We start from the raw sequence: 15459 nt of genomic DNA, 5'->3' as shown, positions 1-15459 counted from the left end.
CAGAGGGGAACTGCCGCGTGCGCGAGCAGGTCGAGATCGGGCGGAACCGCAGCGCCCAGCGCAGCTACGTCTTCGACGACCTCGACATCGTCCCGTCGCGGCGGACCCGGTCGTCGTCGGCGGTGTCGACGGCGTGGCAGCTCGACGCCTACCGCTTCGAGCTCCCGCTGCTGACCCACCCGACCGACGCGGTCGTCAGCCCGGCCACCGCGGCGCGGGTCGGCGAGCTCGGCGGGCTGGGCGTGCTCAACGCCGAGGGGCTGTGGGCCCGGCACCCCGAGACGGAGAAGGTGCTGGGCGAGGTCGTCACCCGCGCCGCCACCGACCCGGCCGAGGCCGTCGCGGAGCTGCAGCGCCTGCACGCCGCGCCCGTGCAGCCGGCGCTGCTCACCGAGGCGCTCGACCGCATCCGCGCCGCCGGGGCCACGGTCGCCGCCCGCGTCAGCCCCCAGCACGCCCGCGAGCTCACGCCCACGTTGCTGGCGGCGGGCGTCGAGGTGCTGGTCGTGCAGGGCACGATCATCTCCGCGGAGCACGTGGGGCCGGACGAGGGCGGCGAGCCGCCGCTCGACCTCGAGGACTTCATCGAGGGCCTCGACATCCCCGTCGTGGCCGGCGGCGTGGGCGACTACCGCACCGCGATGCACGTCATGCGCACCGGTGCCGCCGGCGTCATCGTCGGCTACGGGCAGTCGGCGGCGACGTCGACCGACGCCGTGCTCGGCATCGGCGTTCCGATGGCCACCGCGCTGGTCGACGCGGCCGCCGCGCGCCGCGACTACCTCGACGAGACCGGCGGGCGCTACGTCCACGTGATCGCCGACGGCGCGATGAGCACGTCCGGCGACATCGCCAAGGCGATCGCGTGCGGCGCCGACGCGGTGATGCTCGGCGAGCAGCTCGCCGCGGCCGAAGAGGCCCCGGGCGACGGCTGGTACTGGACGCCGTCGGCGGCCCACCCCTCGCTGCCCCGCAGCGGCATCACGCGCGTGCCGACCGTCGCACCCGACCTCGCGACCGTGCTCACCGGCCCGGCCCGCTCCGGCGCCGGGACGATGAACCTCTTCGGCGCCCTGCGCCGCGCGATGGCGAAGACCGGCTACTCCGACCTCAAGGAGTTCCAGCGCGTGGGGCTCTCCGTGCGTCGCTGACCGGCCCGACCACGGTCGGCAACCGGGTGATCCCACTCGGAAGTGTTCCTGGACAGAACACGAAGCGTGCGATGTCGTCGGGACCATGACGTCGCGCCCGGATCCCGCGTGGTCGCGGCGCGCCGTCACGACGCCGGTGTTCGTGGGTCGTCGGGGTCCGCTCGCCGTGGTCGACCAGGCGTGGGAGGACGCGGGGGCGGGGCGCCCGGCCGTGGTGTGGGTCGAGGGCGAGGCCGGGGCGGGCAAGACGGCGTTCCTCGCGCGCGCCGTCGCCGGGCGCCGCGCGTCCGCCGTGCTCACCGCCACCGGCGACGCCGCGGAGACCGCGCTCGCGCACGGTCTGCTCGACCAGCTCGTCGCGGGCCTGCCGCCCGGGCTCCTCGACCGCTTCCCGCTGCTGCGCCCCGACCGTGCGCCGCGGGCCGACCCGCTCGCCGTCGGCGCGGACCTGCTCGGGGCGCTCGGCGCGGTGCCGGACGACGACCCGGTGCTCGTGGTGCTCGACGACCTGCAGTGGGCCGACCCCGCGTCGGTGCGGGCGCTGGTGTTCGCGCTGCGCCGCCTGCGCCACGACCGCGTGCTCGTCCTCGCCGGGCTCCGGCACCCGGGGGCGGGACCGGGGGACGCGGCCGAGTCGGGCCACGCGCAGGACGCCTGGTGGGAGCGGCTGCCCGCGACCGGGGAGACGATCCGCCGGGTCCGCCTCGAGGGGCTCGACCCCGGCGAGCTCTCGGAGCTGGCGGCGGCGCTCGGGCGGCCGCTGGGCTCCACGGGGGCCGCCGAGCGGCTGTGGCGCCACACCCGTGGCCACCCGCTGCACGCCCGCACGCTGCTCGAGGAGCTGCCGGCCGAGGTGCTCGCGGGCACCGCCGACGTCCTGCCCGCCCCGCGCAGCCTGCCCTCGGTGCTGCTCGTGCGCCTGGCGCGCGCGGCGCCGGCGACCGAGGCGCTCGTGGTCGCCGCGGCCGTGCTCGGCGAGAGCGCCCCGCTCGCGCTCGCCGGCGCCGTCGCGGGCCTCGACGACCCCGCCGACGCGCTCGACGAGGCCGTCGGGCTCGGACTCGTCGAGGAGCTCCCCGGCGGGCCGCCGGTGCGGATCGGCTTCGTGCACCCCCTCGTGCGCGCGGCCGTCCGCGGCGACCTCCCGCCCACGCGGCGCCGCGCCCTGCACGCCGCCGCGGCCGCCCGCATGGCGGGACGGGCCGCCCTCGACCACCGGATCGCCGCGGCCGCCGGGCCCGACCCGGCGCTCGCCACCGAGATCGAGGAGCTGGTCGCCGCACCGGGCGCCGCCCTCGCGGGCGCGGAGGCCGCCGACCTGCTGCGCGCCGCGGCGGACCTCAGCACCGACCCCGACGAGCGCGAGCGCCGGCTCCTGGCGGCGACGTCACGGCTCATCGGCGACGGCGAGATCGCGCGGGCCGTGGCGCTGACCGGCGCGGTGGAGGGCTGCCGGCCGGGGCCCTGGCGCTCGGCGGTGCTGGGCCAGCTCGCGCTGTTCACCGGGCGCTTCGGGGTGGCGCGGGAGTGGTTCGAGGCGGCGCTCGCGACCGCACCGGACGAGTCCGGCGAGGAACGCCCGGGCGACCGCGCCCGGGCGGGCGCCGCCGCGCACCTCGCGATCCTGCACCTCCTGCACGGCGACCCCGAGCGCGCCGTGGCCACCGCCGGCGTCGCCCTGTCCCAGGGCGCCCGCGGCGACGACGTGCGCCTCCCGGGCGGGCTCGCGCTCGTGCTCGGGCTCGCCGCCCTGGGGCGGGGCGCCGACGCGCGCGCCGTCCTCGACCGCGCCACCGGGACCGACGGCCGCCCGCCCCTGGTCGACGCGCTCATCGTGCGCGGCATGCTGGCGGCGCTCGCCGGCGACGACCCCGCGGCCGCCGTGGACCTCGACGAGGCCGTGCAGCGGGCGCGGGCCGGCGAGCCGGTCCGGGGCCTGGCGCTGGCGCTCGCGTTCCGGCCCGCGGTCGCCGACCGGACCGGCGCGCCCGACGGCGTGATCGAGGGCTTCGAGCTGGCCGTCACCCTCGCCCGCGACGGCGGTACCGCGCTGCCCGGGGCGCTCGCCCACGCCTTCGCCGCCGAGGCCCTGGCGGTCCGCGGACGCGCCGCCGACGCCCGCGCGCACCTGGCGGCGGCCGCGGCGGCCGGGCCGCGCTGGTGGGGGGTCGACGTGTGCGCGGCGATCGCGGCGGCGCGCCTGGCCGAGGTCTCCGACGACCCGGCCGGCGTCCTCGAGGCCCTCGCGCCGACGCGGGACGAGGGGGTGCGCGCGCTGGCCGACGGGCTCGGGATGCTCGCGCCGCGGGTGCTCGAGACCGAGGCGCTCCTGGCCCTGGGGCGCCGCGGGGAGGCGGCCGCGTCGCTCGCGGCCCTGGAGGAGCGGGCGGCCGGGCGACACCGGATCGACGTCGCCCGCCTGCGGCTGGCGCTCGAGGGCGGGCGGCCGCGCTCGGTGGCGGAGACCGGCGTCGGCGACGTGGCGGCGCCCCACGCGATCGCCCGGCTCGAGACCGAGATCGGGCGCCGCCTGCTCGCGGCCGGCGAGCGGCGTGCCGGCGTCGACCTGCTGCGCGGCGCCCGCGACACGCTCGCCCGGCTCGGCGCCGCGCCGTGGCGGGCGCGGTGCGACGAGCTGCTGCACACCGCCGGGCTGACACCGGCCCGCGCGGACAGTGACGACGGCGCGCTCGGCCTCACCCCGCACGAGGAGGCCGTCGTCGCCCTCGTCGCCCGCGGCCTGACCAACCGCGAGATCGGGCGCGACCTCTACATCACCCCGCGCACCGTCGCCTACCACCTGTCCAACGTCTACGCGAAGCTCGGCGTCGCCTCCCGGCGCGAGCTCATGCGGCTGCACGCCACCTGACCGGCAGCACCGACTGGAAGGCGGACTGGAAGGTCCGGACGGGGTGCCGGACCCCTCCCGCGGCGCACGCTCGACGCGTCGAGGAGGAGGTCCCCATGCACCTGTCGGTCGATCTCCTCCGCACGTCCGACGGGCGTCTGGAGGGCACCGTGATCACCGAGTCCGGCCGTGAACAGGCCTTCTCGGGCACGCTCGATCTGCTGCGGATCCTCGAGGACCTGCAGGCCGAGCGGCCCGCCGGACCGTCCGGCGAGCGGTGGTCGTCGTGAAGCCCGCGTCGCCGCGCTTCGCCGCGGTCATGGGCATCGTGTTCGCCGCCCTGTTCGTGGCGGCGATGCTGACCGTGAACAACGTCCCGCACCTGAGTGCGCCGGACACGGACTACGGCGCGTTCTACGGCGGCGCCGGGAACACGGTGGTCACGGCCGTCGCGATCTATCTCGTGCCGCTGGCGGGGATCGCCTTCCTCTGGTTCGCGGTCGCGCTGCGCTCGGTGCTCGACGCCCTGGGGGCGCACCCGCCGGCGATCGCCCACGGCCTCAACCTGCTGTCGGCGGTCCTGTTCGTCGCGCTGCTCTTCGCGGGCACCGCCGCCGTCGCGACGCCCGTGCTGCTCACGACGATCGGCGGCGGCGCGCCGCTCGACCCGGACATCGCGCGCGGGCTGTCGGCCCTCGGCTACGGCCTGGTCTTCCTGTTCTCGGTCCGCGGCGCCGGCATGTTCGCGCTGACGACGACGACGATGCTGCGCGGCGCGGGCGTCATGCCCCGTGGCGCCGCGGTCCTCTCGTACCTCATGGCGTCCTGGCTCCTGCTGACCGCGACCGACCACCCCGCGAGCCTGCTCGTCCTGCCGGCGTGGGTGCTGCTCGTCGCCGTCGTCCTGCTGCGCCACGACCGGCGGCAGCGGCGCGCGGCCGTCCCGTCCACCGAGGCCCCGACACCCGTCCCCACCGCCGTCCCGACCCCGAGGAGCGAGCCATGACCACCACTCCGGACGCCCCCGCCCGGTCCCTCGCCGACATCCCGGGGCCGAAGCCGCTGCCGATCATCGGCAACGCCCGCGACATCGACCCGCACCGGCTGATCCAGAGCGTCATGGAGCTCGCGGACGAGTACGGCCCGATCTTCCAGATGCACACGCCCGGTGGGACCACGTACGTCGTCTCCGGCCTCGAGATGGTCCAGGACCTCTGCGACGACGCCCGCTTCGACAAGCTCGTCGGCACCGGCCAGCGCGAGATCCGCAAGACCCACACCAGCGCCGGGCTGTTCACCGCCGACACCGCCGACCCGCTGTGGAAGTCCGCGCACGACATCCTGCTGCCGAGCTTCTCGACCTGGGCGATGAAGGGCTACGTCGACCCGATGGTCGACATCGCGCAGCAGCTGATGCTCAAGTGGGAGCGGCTCAACCCCGACGAGCCGATCGACGTCGCGGGCGACATGACCCGGCTGACGCTCGACACCATCGCGCTGTGCGGCTTCGGCTACCGGTTCAACTCGTTCTACCGCGACACCCAGCACCCCTTCGTCGAGGCGATGATGGAGTCGCTCTCGGAGAGCCTCAAGCGCCAGCAGATGCTCCCGATCCAGGTCAAGGTCCGCCGGGGCGCCCAGCAGCGCTTCCTCGCGAACGCGAAGTACATGGACGACACGATCGACAAGATCGTGAAGGAGCGGCGGGCGTCCGGGGACCCCGGCACCGACCTGCTCGGGCACATGCTGGTCGGCACCGACAAGCAGGGGAACACGCTGCCCGACCACAACATCGTGGCCCAGTGCGGCACCTTCCTCATCGCCGGCCACGAGACCACGAGCGGGCTGCTGTCGTTCGCGATCGCCTACCTGCTCAAGAACCCCGACGTCGTCGCGCGCGCCCAGGAGGAGGTCGACCGCGTGCTCGGCACCGACCCGGGCGCGGCGCCGACCGTGGCCCAGATCGGGCGTCTCGGCTACGTCCGCCAGATCCTCGACGAGACGCTGCGGCTCTGGCCCACCGCGCCCGCGTTCACCCGCCAGGCCCGCACCCCGGGGGAGACCGTCGGCGGGTACGGCCCGTTCGACCCCGGGACGGGGATCGTCGCGCTGACCCCGATGCTGCACCGGCTCACGGAGGTGTGGGGCCCCGACGCGCGGGAGTTCAACCCCGACCACATGGCCCCCGAGCGCATCGACGCCCTGCCGCCGAACGCCTACCGGCCCTTCGGCTCCGGGCAGCGGGCGTGCATCGGCCGGCAGTTCGCGCTCCAGGAGGCGGTCCTGGTGCTCGGGATGGTCCTGCAGCGCTTCGACCTCGTCGACCACGCGAACTACCAGCTGAAGATCAAGGAGTCGCTGACGATCAAGCCCGAAGGGCTCACGATCACCGTGCGGCCCCGGGAGGGGCGGACCTGGGGATCGGCCGCGCGCCCCGCGGCCGTGGCCGCGGCGGAACCCCGTCCGGCGACGCTGCCCGTTACGCCCACCGACCGGCACGGCACCCCGTTGCTCGTGCTGTTCGGCTCCAACCTGGGGGCGGCCGAGGACCTCGCGACCCGCATCGCCCGCGACGGCACCGACCGGGGCTACACCGCCCGCACCGCCGCGCTCGACGAGGCCGTCGGCGAGCTGCCGGCCGAGGGCGCCGTGGTCGTCGTGACCTCGTCGTACAACGGCGAGCCGCCGGACAACGCCGCGAAGTTCTGCGCCTGGCTGGACTCCGACGCCGCCTCGGCGGCGGGGGTGCGGTACACGGTCTTCGGGTGCGGCAACCGCGACTGGGCCGCGACGTACCAGGCGGTGCCGACCCGCGTCGACGCCGGACTCGAGGCCAAGGGCGGGTCGCGCGTCTACCCGCGCGGCGAGGGCGACGCGCGCGGCGACTTCGACGCGCAGTTCGAGGACTGGTACTCCGGCCTGTGGGACGGCCTCGGCGCGGCGCTCGGGCTGGCGGCGTCGGCGACCGCGACGGCCGGGGGCGGCCCGCGCCTGGCGGTGTCGCTCGAGCAGCGCCGGACCGCGAGCCCGGTGCTGCAGTCCTACCGGGGGCAGGCGGCGACGGTGCGGGTCAACCGCGAGCTCACCGCCCGCGCGGGGACGCCGGGTGGGCGCTCGGTGCGCCACCTCGAGATCGCGATGCCCGCCGGCGCCACGTACGCCGCCGGCGACCACCTCGGGGTGCTGCCCCGCAACCCGATGGGGCTGGTCAACCGCACCATCGCGCGCTTCCGCCTCGACGGCGGCCAGTTCGCGACGCTGACGGCGAGCGGCGCCGCGCCGACCCACCTGCCGGTGGGCGAGCCCTACCCGCTGCTCGCGATCCTCGCCGGCTGCGTCGAGCTGCAGGACGTGGCGAGCCGCGCCGGGCTCGCGGCGATGGCGGCGGCGATGCCCGAGGGCGCCGCGCGCGACGAGCTGGCGATGCTCGCGGGTGCCGACGACGAGAGCAAGGCGGCGTACCGGGAGAAGATCGCCAAGCCGCGGCGCACGCTGCTCGAGCTGCTCGAGGAGCACCCGGACTGCGAGCTCACGTTCGCGGACTTCCTCGACCTGCTGCCGCCGCTGCGGCCCCGGTTCTACTCGATCTCCTCGTCGCCACAGGCGTCGTCGGACGTCGCGCTGACCGTCGGGGTGCTCGAGGGCCCGGCGCGCGCGGGCGACGGGTCGACCTACCGCGGCGTGTGCTCGGGGCACCTCGACGACGTCCCCGAGGGCGGCACGGTGTTCACGTTCGTGCGGAGCCCCAGCATCGCGTTCCGCCCGCCGGAGAACCCGCACGTCCCGATGATCATGATCGGCGCGGGGACGGGCATGGCGCCGTTCCGCGGGTTCCTGCAGGAGCGCGAGTCGCTGCGGGCCAAGGGCGTGCCGATCGCGCGGTCGCTGCTGTTCCTCGGCTGCCGCGACCCCGAGGACGACCTGCTCTACGCCGACGAGCTCGCCGCGTTCGAGAAGGCCGGCGTGGCGACGCTCTTCCCGGCGTACTCGCGGGTGTCGGGCTATCCGTACCGCTACGTCCAGCACGCGCTCGAGGGCGCCGCGGACGAGGTGTGGGCGGCGATGCAGAACGACGCCGTGATCTTCGTGTGCGGCAACGCCTCGACCATGGCGCCCGGTGTGCGCGCGGCCCTGGTGGCGGTGTTCCGCGCGAAGACCGGGGCGGGCGAGGCCGACGGCGACGCCTGGCTCGCGGGCCTGCGGGCCTCGAACCGCTACCTCGAGGACATCTGGGGCGAGACCGCGGTGGTGTAGGCGCGGAGCACCACCGCGATCCCTGTTCCGAGCGAAGGGCACCGTCGATCGCAGAGACGGGCGAGGGGCGCCCTTCGCCGGAACGGGGCGCGGCGAGTCGGTACTGAGCGAAGGGCACCTTCGGGCGCCTAGATCGAGCGAAGGTGCCCTTCGCTCAGAACCGGTCGGCGGGTGGCGGCACGCGGCGCTCGGCGACGGGGCCGCCGAGGCCCAGCTCGTCGAGCAGGGCCGCCAGGACCCGGCGGGCCGCGGCGACGTCGTCGGCGCCGACGCGGTCGGTGAGGCGGTCCTCGAGGTCGGCGCGGGCCGCGCGGGCGGTCGCGACGGCGCGGTGGCCCGCGTCGGTGAGGGCGAGGGGGTGGCGGCGCCGGTCGCCGTCCGGGTCGTCGGTGCGGGCGACGTAGCCGCGGGTCACGAGCTCGCCGACCGTCTTCGACGCCGCCTGCTGGGTGACGCCGAGCCGGCGCGCGATCTCGCCGACCGTGTGGGGCGCGGCGAGCAGGAGCTGCACCACGTAGCCGTGCCCGACGCGCAGGCCCGTGAGGCCGGCGGCCTGCTCGGCGGCGAGGACGTGGGCGTCGACCGCGCCGCCCGCGAGGGACACGGCCGCGGTCACCGGGAGATCCTCCACGGCGGCGACACTACACAACCCCTGGCGACCAACAACTATGGTTGTCTATATTGCCGTGCATGACCCAGGACGTCGCGGCGACCGTGCGCCGCTTCTACGCGCTCACCACGGACCCGGACGCGACGGAGGACGACCTCGCCGCGCTGCTCGACGCCGACGTGCGCATCGTCGAGCACCCGAACCTCGTCACGCCCCTCGGCGCGGAGCGCGACCGGTCGCAGACGCTCGCCGGGCGCCGCGCGGGGCGGGAGGTCATGGCCCGCCAGGCGTTCGAGGTGCACGACGTCCTCGTCGACGGCGAGCACGCCGCCGTCCGCGCGACGTGGCGCGGCACCGTCGGCGTCGCGCGCGGGCCGCTCGCGGCCGGGACCGAGCTGACCGCACAGGTCGCCGCGCACGTCACTGTCCGCGACGGGCGCATCCGGTCGCTCGAGACCTTCGACTGCTACGCGCCCGTCGGCTGAGCACCGGGGGACGCCGCCGACCCAGGGGCGTCCCCCGGCCCCCGGCCGGGCTCGTCGGTATTCCTAGGTGCCCTTCACGTTCACGATCTGCCGCAGGGTGTGCCGGACCTCGACGAGGTCGGCGGCGTCGGCCATGACCACGTCGACGTCCTTGTAGGCCGCCGGGATCTCGTCCAGGAACGCGTCGGTGTCCCGGAACTCGATGCCCGCCATGGCCGCCCGCAGCTGCTCGTGGGTGAAGGTCCTGCGGGCGTTCGTCCGCGAGTACGCCCGGCCCGCCCCGTGGGGCGAGCTGTGCAGCGACTCGGGCTCGCCCTTGCCGGTCACCACGTACGACGCCGTGCCCATCGATCCCGGGATGAGGCCGGCCCGGCCCTCCGCGGCGTCGATGGCGCCCTTCCGCGAGACCCACACCTGCTCGCCGAAGTGGGTCTCCTGCGTCGTGTAGTTGTGGTGGCAGGAGATCCGCTCCTCCTCGACCACGTCGGTGCCGACGAACTCCGCGGTCTGCCGCACGACCCGGTCCATCATCTCCTCGCGGTTGAGCAGCGCGTAGTGCTGCGCCCACCGCAGCTCGCGGATGTAGGTCCAGAACTCCTCGGTGTCCTCGGTGAGGTACGCGAGGTCCTGGTCGGGCAGGTCGACGCCCGCGCACGCCTCGCGGGCCACGGCGGTGTGTCGCTGGGCGATCTTGTTGCCGACGCCCCGGGACCCGGAGTGCAGGAACAGCCACACCCGGTCGGCCTCGTCGACGGTGACCTCGATGAAGTGGTTGCCGCTGCCCAGCGTGCCGAGCTGCGCCTCCCACCCCTTCTTGTCCCGCGACGGGTCGAACCCGGCCTCCTCGGCGAGCGCCGTCAGCTCCTCGACCCGTGGCACGGAGGTCGCGACGACCTTGCGGTTGTGGTGCCCGGCGCCCAACGGGATCGCGCGCTCGATCGCCTCCCGCAGCGGGGCCAGCGACCCCCTGGCCGGTCGTCCGCCTTCGGCGCGGCAGCTCCGCTTCGCTCCGTGCCGCAGGAGGTCGTCCACGGAGAACTGCGTCCGCACCGCCGCCATCCCGCAGCCGATGTCCACGCCGACCGCGGCCGGCATGATCGCCCGCAGCGTCGGGATCACCGAGCCGACGGTCGCGCCCCGGCCCAGGTGGGCGTCGGGCATCAGCGCGAGGTGCGGGTGGATGAACGGCATCGTCGCCGTCCGCTCGGCCTGCTCGCGGGTGCCGTCGTCGAGGATCGAGGCCCAGTTGAGCAAGCGGTCGTTGATCTTCTCCATGGCTGGTCGTCTCCCCTCCGCGGCTCGGGTGCCGGCGGTCGGGAGCTGACGCTAGCCATGCAGCGGGCCGTCCACCCCCGAATTACGCGACGCCGAGCTCCGCGGACATCGCCGCCGTCGCCTCGAGGAGGGCCGCGGTGACGTCCTCGAGGACCTCCGGCGACGCGGCCCGCTCGGGCAGGGCGAGGGCGACGACGAGGGGCAGCGAGTCGCCGGTGGTGAACACCGGCGCGGCGACCGACGCGATGCCGGGGATGACGCCGCCCGAGGTCGGTGCGAAGCCCCGCCGGCGGACCTCCTCGGTGATGCGGTCGATCTCGGCGGGCGCCGGCTCCGCCCCCTGCGCCGCCAGGACGGGCTCGGTCAGCGCGCGGGGGAGGTGGGCGAGGTAGACCCGCCCGACCGACGACGTCAGCAGCGGCATCGTCGCGCCGACCCGCACGGTGATCGGGAGCGCGTAGGCGCCGTAGTCCCAGCGGACGATCACGGGCCCGTGGTCGCCCCACACCGCGAGGTTCACCGCGTGCCCGGTCCGGTCGCGCAGTCCGGGGATGTACTCGGAGACGAGCCCGACCTCGTCCATGCGCCGCAGCGACTCGGCGCCGAGGCGCCGCAGCGCCGGGCCCATGTCGTAGAGCCCGGAGCTGGGCGACTGCGCGACCATCCCGGCGCGGCCGAGGCTCACGAGGTAGCGGTGGGCCTTGCTCGCCCCCATGCCGCTCGCGTTCGCGATCTGGGTGAGGCTCATCGGCCCGCCGCCGCGCTCGAGGGCGCCGAGGACGGTCATGGCGATCTCCACCGACTGGATGCCCTGACGGGCGCCGCCGGACGGGCCGGGAGCGTCGGTGTCGTCGTCCGTGCCGGCGGGGGCCACGACGTCGACCCTAGTCATCGCGTGGCCCCCGACCCGTCAGGCGCTGACGCGCGGGGCGTCCGGGTCCGAGGTGTCGGCGGCCCGGGCGCGGATCGCGGGGACGGCGGCGGCGAGCAGCGCGCCGAGGATCCCGGGGATCGCGAACAGGTAGAAGTTCCACTCCACGCCGAGCCCGGAGGACAGGATCGCCGCCCCCAGCAGCGGCCCGGCGATCGCGCCGAGGCGGCCGATCGAGAGCGCCCAGCCGATCGCGCGGCCGCGCAGCTCCGGCGGGTGGTGGCCGACGATGTAGGCGTTGGTGAGCACCTGCGAGCCGATGAGCCCGAGGCCGCTGACGAACATCAGCAGGAAGAGGAAGCCCAGCGCCGGGCGGGCGCTCATCACCAGCAGGCTCGCGGCGCCGGCCAGGAACGCGACGGCGACGACGGGCTTGATCCCGACACGGTCGGCGATCCGCCCGCCGAGCACCATGCCGACCCCGGCGCCGACCCACATGGCCGCGGTCTGCAGCAGCGACGAGCCGAGCGAGTAGCCGGCGGTCTGCATGATCGTCGGGAGCCAGGTGCTGATGCCGAACACGAGCAGCAGGCCGCAGAACGACATCGCCCAGAACAGCAGCGTCGCACCGCGGACGCCGCGGGCGAGCAGGGGGCGCAGGCCGAGCAGGTCGCCGCGGGCCGACGCGCCGCCGGACTCCTCGTGCACCGGGCTCTCCGGCAGCATCCGCACCGCGAGCGGGAGCAGCAGCAGGGCCGGGGCCGCGCCGATGACGTAGATCCAGCGCCAGCTCCCGCCGGTCAGCAGGGCCGCCCCGAGCAGCGGGGCGAGCAGGGCGCCCGCGGCGTAGCCGGACATCATGATGCCGACGTTGCGGGCCCGGCGCTCCGGCGCGGAGAGGTCGGCGACGTAGGCGGTCACCGTCGGGAGCACGATGCCGAGCCCGATGCCGACGGCGAACCGGGCGGCGCCGAACAGTGCGAAGCCCGGGGCGATCGCGCAGACGAGCATGCCGACCGAGAACAGCGCCGCCCCGCCGATCAGCAGCCGGCGGCTGCCGGCGCGCCGGATCGTCGCCGCGCAGATCGCGGCGCCGACCAGCATGCCGATCGCCACCAGCGAGCCGACGGTGCCGGCGGAGCCCTTGTCCGCGCCGATGGCGGTGTCCTGGAGCAGGGAGGGGACGGTGACGCCGTAGCAGGCGAGGTCGTAGCCCTCGAGGGCGGCGAAGCCCGCGGAGAGGGTCAGGACGACGCGCTCGGTGGCGCGGGTGGGTGGTGCTGGCGGACGAGTCATCGGGGCTCCTGGCGGCGCTGGCGGGAGGGTCGGCGGACTAGCGGGTGACGAGGGCGGGCGCGCCGAGGGCGGCGGCCAGCTCGCGGGCGAGCGCATCGGTGGCGGCGGGATCGGCCGCGGTGCCGAAGACGTAGAAGTCGGGCCGGACCGCGGCGGCGGCGACGCCGCGCGCCGCGAGCCACGCGAGGTGCGTGCCGTCGGCGTCGACGACGTGGCCAGGATCGAGTTCAGCGGCGCCGGCCGCGCCCGAGTCGTGCAGCGGCACGACGCGGACGCCGGCGTCGGCGAGCAGGGCGACGAGGTCGTCGTCGAGCGTCACCCGGCTCGCGTCGAGCAGCAGGTGTGCCCCGGGGCCGACGACCTGGTCGAGGCGGTCGCGCCGGGTGCCGTCGTCGACCCAGCCCTGCGCCATCAGCGCCCCGCGGCCGTCACCGGACGCCGCGGCGAGCAGGCCGTCGACCAGGCCCGGGAACGCGATCTTCTCGGGGTGCTGGTCCGCCGCGCGGCGCGCCAGCAGCACGCGGTCGCGCTCGGCGGCGCGCTCGGGGTCGCGCACCGTCTGCTGGCGGCCCAGCTCGATGCCCTTCTCGATCACGGCGCGGACGTGGGGCTCGCGTTCCTGCTGGTAGGTGTCGAGCACCTCGTCGCCGAGGCGCCCGCGCAGGACGGCGTCGAGCTTGAAGGCGATGTTCTGGGCGTCGCGGACCCCGGAGCACATGCCCTGGCCCAGGAACGGCGGCATCTGGTGGGCGGCGTCGCCGGCGAGCAGGGTGCGCCCGACCCGCCAGCGGTCGGTGACCAGCGAGCGGAACGTGTAGGTGGCGACGCGGATGAGCTCGGCGTCGTCGGGGGAGAGCCAGCGCCGCGTGCGCGCCCAGACCTTCCCGGGGTCGCGCTCGACCTCGAAGTCCTCGACCGAGTCGAGCATGTAGCTGAACCGGTGGTGCGCGGGCCCGAGCGAGATGATCGAGGTCGGGCCGGCCGGGTCGCCGACCTGGCGCGCGGTGGGCACCGCCGGCGGGTGGGCCGGGTCGCGGAAGCGGAAGTCGCAGACCATCCACGGCTCGGAGAACCCGTAGTCGTCCATCGTCCGCCCGAGCGCGGAGCGGACGAAGCTGTTGCCGCCGTCGCAGGCGACGACCCAGCGGGCCCGCACGCTGCCGGGGCGGCGGCCGCCGGTGAGCAGCTCGACGTGGTCCGCGTGCTCGGTCAGCGCCGTCACGGGGCTCTCGAACCGGACGTCGACCCCGGCCGCACGGACGCGCTCGTCCAGCGCCGACTCGAGCTCGGGCTGGTACATCATGTACCACTCGGCCCAGCCGCTGCGGCCGCTCGCGGCGAAGTCGTGCTCGATCAGCAGCTCGCCCGCCGCGTTGCGCCACTCGTAGTTGCGCTGGACGTGGATCTTCGGGAGCAGCTCCTCGGCGATGCCGACGCGCGCGAACGTCCGCATCGTCTCGTCGTCGAAGATCGCCGCCCGCGGCAGGTTGTAGAGCCCGGCGTAGCGCTCCAGCACGACGACGCGGTGCCCGGCGGCGCCGAGCAGCGCGGCCGTGACCATCCCGACCGGTCCGTAGCCCACGACCGCGACGTCGACCGAGTCCATGCGCGCTCCCCCTGTGAGGTTTGACACCGCCGAACCGTAGGATTCATCATTAGGCAAGTCAATGCACGATGGTGAAACGAGATCGAGGGCAGGATGCGGACGATCGGCCTGGAAGAGCACTTCGTGACCCCGGAGCTCGCGCCCTACGGCGCCGGGACGGCGACGATCGCGGAGCCCCACGTCTGGGAGGAGATGTCGCGCCGGCTGCACGACCTCACCGGCGCGCGGCTCGAGCGCATGGACGCCGCCGGCCTCGACGTGCAGGTCCTCTCGCTGAACTCGCCGGGCCTGCAGGCCGAGCCGGACGCCGCGCTCGCCGTCTCGCGCGCCACCGCCGTCAACGACCTGCTCGCGTCCACCATCGAGGCGCACCCCACCCGCTTCGCCGGGTTCGCCGCGCTGCCGCTGCAGGACCCGCAGGCCGCGGCGAAGGAGCTCGAGCGCTCGGTGACCCAGCTGGGGCTGCGCGGCGCGCTCGTCAACGCCCACACCCACGGGCGCTACCTCGACGACCCCGAGCTGCGGGTGGTCTGGGAGTACGCGCAGGGCCTCGACGTGCCGCTCTACCTGCACCCCGCCAACGGCGTCGACGCCGCGCACGTGCTCTCCGGGCACCCCGAGCTCATCGGGCCGATGTGGAGCTGGGGCACCGACACGGCGTCCCACGCCCTGCGCCTGATCTTCTCCGGCGTCTTCGACGACTTCCCCGAGGCGAAGCTGCTGCTCGGGCACATGGGCGAGGCGCTGCCGTTCACGCTGTGGCGTCTCGACTCGCGCTGGGACTTCCACGCCCACCACGGCATCGAGCTCGCCCGCGGCCGCCCGTCGGAGTACCTGCGGCACAACCTCTACATCACGACCAGCGGCGTCTGCTCCGCCGCGCCGCTGCTGTGCTCGTTGCTCGCGCTGGGGTCCGACCACATCCTCTTCGGCACCGACTACCCCTTCGAGGAGATGGACGTCGCCACCGAGTTCCTGCGCACCGCCCCGATCAGCGAGGCCGACCGGGTCAAGATCGCCCACGGGAACGCCGAGCGGCTGCTGCGGCTCTGAGCGGTCGTAC

Annotated in this window: 12 protein-coding genes; 7 read left to right on the top strand and 5 right to left on the bottom strand. The window is 75.4% G+C overall.

The window, feature by feature from the left end:
* The first annotated feature begins 17 nt into the window (after window positions 1-17).
* The 5 genes from EV188_RS27700 to EV188_RS27685 all read left to right on the top strand — a co-directional run bounded on the left by EV188_RS27700 (window position 18) and on the right by EV188_RS27685 (window position 8253).
* The gene (locus tag EV188_RS27700; protein WP_133829568.1) at window positions 18-1151 is read left to right on the top strand and encodes a GuaB3 family IMP dehydrogenase-related protein; all 1134 of its coding nucleotides are present in this window, start codon (window positions 18-20) and stop codon (window positions 1149-1151) included.
* A gap of 85 nt (window positions 1152-1236) precedes the next feature.
* Window positions 1237-4020: an ATP-binding protein gene (locus EV188_RS27695; RefSeq protein ID WP_133829567.1), complete on the top strand. Its 2784-nt coding sequence runs from the start codon at window positions 1237-1239 to the stop codon at window positions 4018-4020.
* 95 nt (window positions 4021-4115) lie between these two features.
* A complete protein-coding gene (locus EV188_RS32025) occupies window positions 4116-4289 on the top strand; it encodes a hypothetical protein (RefSeq protein WP_166660127.1) in 174 nt (57 codons plus the stop codon).
* On the top strand, window positions 4286-5005 hold the full coding sequence (locus tag EV188_RS27690) for a hypothetical protein (protein ID WP_133829566.1): 720 nt from the start codon (window positions 4286-4288) through the stop codon (window positions 5003-5005). Before EV188_RS32025 ends, EV188_RS27690 begins: the two co-directional genes overlap by 4 nt.
* Window positions 5002-8253 (top strand): bifunctional cytochrome P450/NADPH--P450 reductase, encoded by a 3252-nt coding sequence (locus EV188_RS27685; RefSeq protein ID WP_133829565.1) that lies wholly within the window; start codon window positions 5002-5004, stop codon window positions 8251-8253. The genes EV188_RS27690 and EV188_RS27685 overlap by 4 nt, the downstream gene beginning before the upstream one ends.
* A gap of 154 nt (window positions 8254-8407) precedes the next feature.
* Here EV188_RS27685 and EV188_RS27680 read toward each other — a convergent pair whose 3' ends face one another.
* Entirely contained in the window at window positions 8408-8884 is a 477-nt protein-coding gene (locus EV188_RS27680) for a MarR family winged helix-turn-helix transcriptional regulator (RefSeq protein ID WP_243742041.1), read from the bottom strand.
* Between the two features lie 59 nt (window positions 8885-8943).
* Between EV188_RS27680 and EV188_RS27675 the strand changes: the two genes are divergently transcribed.
* On the top strand, window positions 8944-9348 hold the full coding sequence (locus EV188_RS27675; protein WP_133829563.1) for a nuclear transport factor 2 family protein: 405 nt from the start codon (window positions 8944-8946) through the stop codon (window positions 9346-9348).
* Window positions 9349-9411: 63 nt separating this feature from the next.
* Here EV188_RS27675 and EV188_RS27670 read toward each other — a convergent pair whose 3' ends face one another.
* The 4 genes from EV188_RS27670 to EV188_RS27655 form a co-directional block, all read right to left on the bottom strand.
* The gene (locus EV188_RS27670) at window positions 9412-10623 is read right to left on the bottom strand and encodes an RtcB family protein (RefSeq protein WP_133829562.1); all 1212 of its coding nucleotides are present in this window, start codon (window positions 10621-10623) and stop codon (window positions 9412-9414) included.
* 82 nt (window positions 10624-10705) lie between these two features.
* Window positions 10706-11497, bottom strand: a complete 792-nt coding sequence (locus tag EV188_RS27665; protein ID WP_208114402.1) for an IclR family transcriptional regulator — start codon at window positions 11495-11497, stop codon at window positions 10706-10708.
* Window positions 11498-11533: 36 nt separating this feature from the next.
* Window positions 11534-12790 carry an MFS transporter gene (locus tag EV188_RS27660; protein ID WP_133829560.1) on the bottom strand — a complete coding sequence of 419 codons (1257 nt, stop codon included), beginning with the start codon at window positions 12788-12790 and terminating at the stop codon, window positions 11534-11536.
* Between the two features lie 37 nt (window positions 12791-12827).
* Window positions 12828-14396 (bottom strand): bifunctional 3-(3-hydroxy-phenyl)propionate/3-hydroxycinnamic acid hydroxylase, encoded by a 1569-nt coding sequence (locus EV188_RS27655; protein ID WP_133829559.1) that lies wholly within the window; start codon window positions 14394-14396, stop codon window positions 12828-12830.
* A gap of 93 nt (window positions 14397-14489) precedes the next feature.
* Between EV188_RS27655 and EV188_RS27650 the strand changes: the two genes are divergently transcribed.
* Entirely contained in the window at window positions 14490-15449 is a 960-nt protein-coding gene (locus EV188_RS27650) for an amidohydrolase family protein (protein ID WP_133829558.1), read from the top strand.
* The last annotated feature ends 10 nt before the right edge of the window (window positions 15450-15459 follow it).

Origin of the sequence: Actinomycetospora succinea (assembly GCF_004363095.1) — a bacterium.
GTDB lineage: Bacteria > Actinomycetota > Actinomycetes > Mycobacteriales > Pseudonocardiaceae > Actinomycetospora > Actinomycetospora succinea.
The sequence above is the reverse complement of the archived record's forward strand: the minus strand, read 5'-3'. Positions and strand labels throughout refer to the sequence as shown.

Coding starts and splice junctions, on each gene's coding strand:
- EV188_RS27655 (WP_133829559.1), bottom strand. CDS start 14,396: ATGGACTCGGTCGACGTCGCGGTCGTGGGCTACGGACCGGTCGGGATG.
- EV188_RS27695 (WP_133829567.1), top strand. CDS start 1,237: ATGACGTCGCGCCCGGATCCCGCGTGGTCGCGGCGCGCCGTCACGACG.
- EV188_RS32025 (WP_166660127.1), top strand. CDS start 4,116: ATGCACCTGTCGGTCGATCTCCTCCGCACGTCCGACGGGCGTCTGGAG.
- EV188_RS27685 (WP_133829565.1), top strand. CDS start 5,002: ATGACCACCACTCCGGACGCCCCCGCCCGGTCCCTCGCCGACATCCCG.
- EV188_RS27660 (WP_133829560.1), bottom strand. CDS start 12,790: ATGACTCGTCCGCCAGCACCACCCACCCGCGCCACCGAGCGCGTCGTC.
- EV188_RS27670 (WP_133829562.1), bottom strand. CDS start 10,623: ATGGAGAAGATCAACGACCGCTTGCTCAACTGGGCCTCGATCCTCGAC.
- EV188_RS27650 (WP_133829558.1), top strand. CDS start 14,490: ATGCGGACGATCGGCCTGGAAGAGCACTTCGTGACCCCGGAGCTCGCG.
- EV188_RS27675 (WP_133829563.1), top strand. CDS start 8,944: ATGACCCAGGACGTCGCGGCGACCGTGCGCCGCTTCTACGCGCTCACC.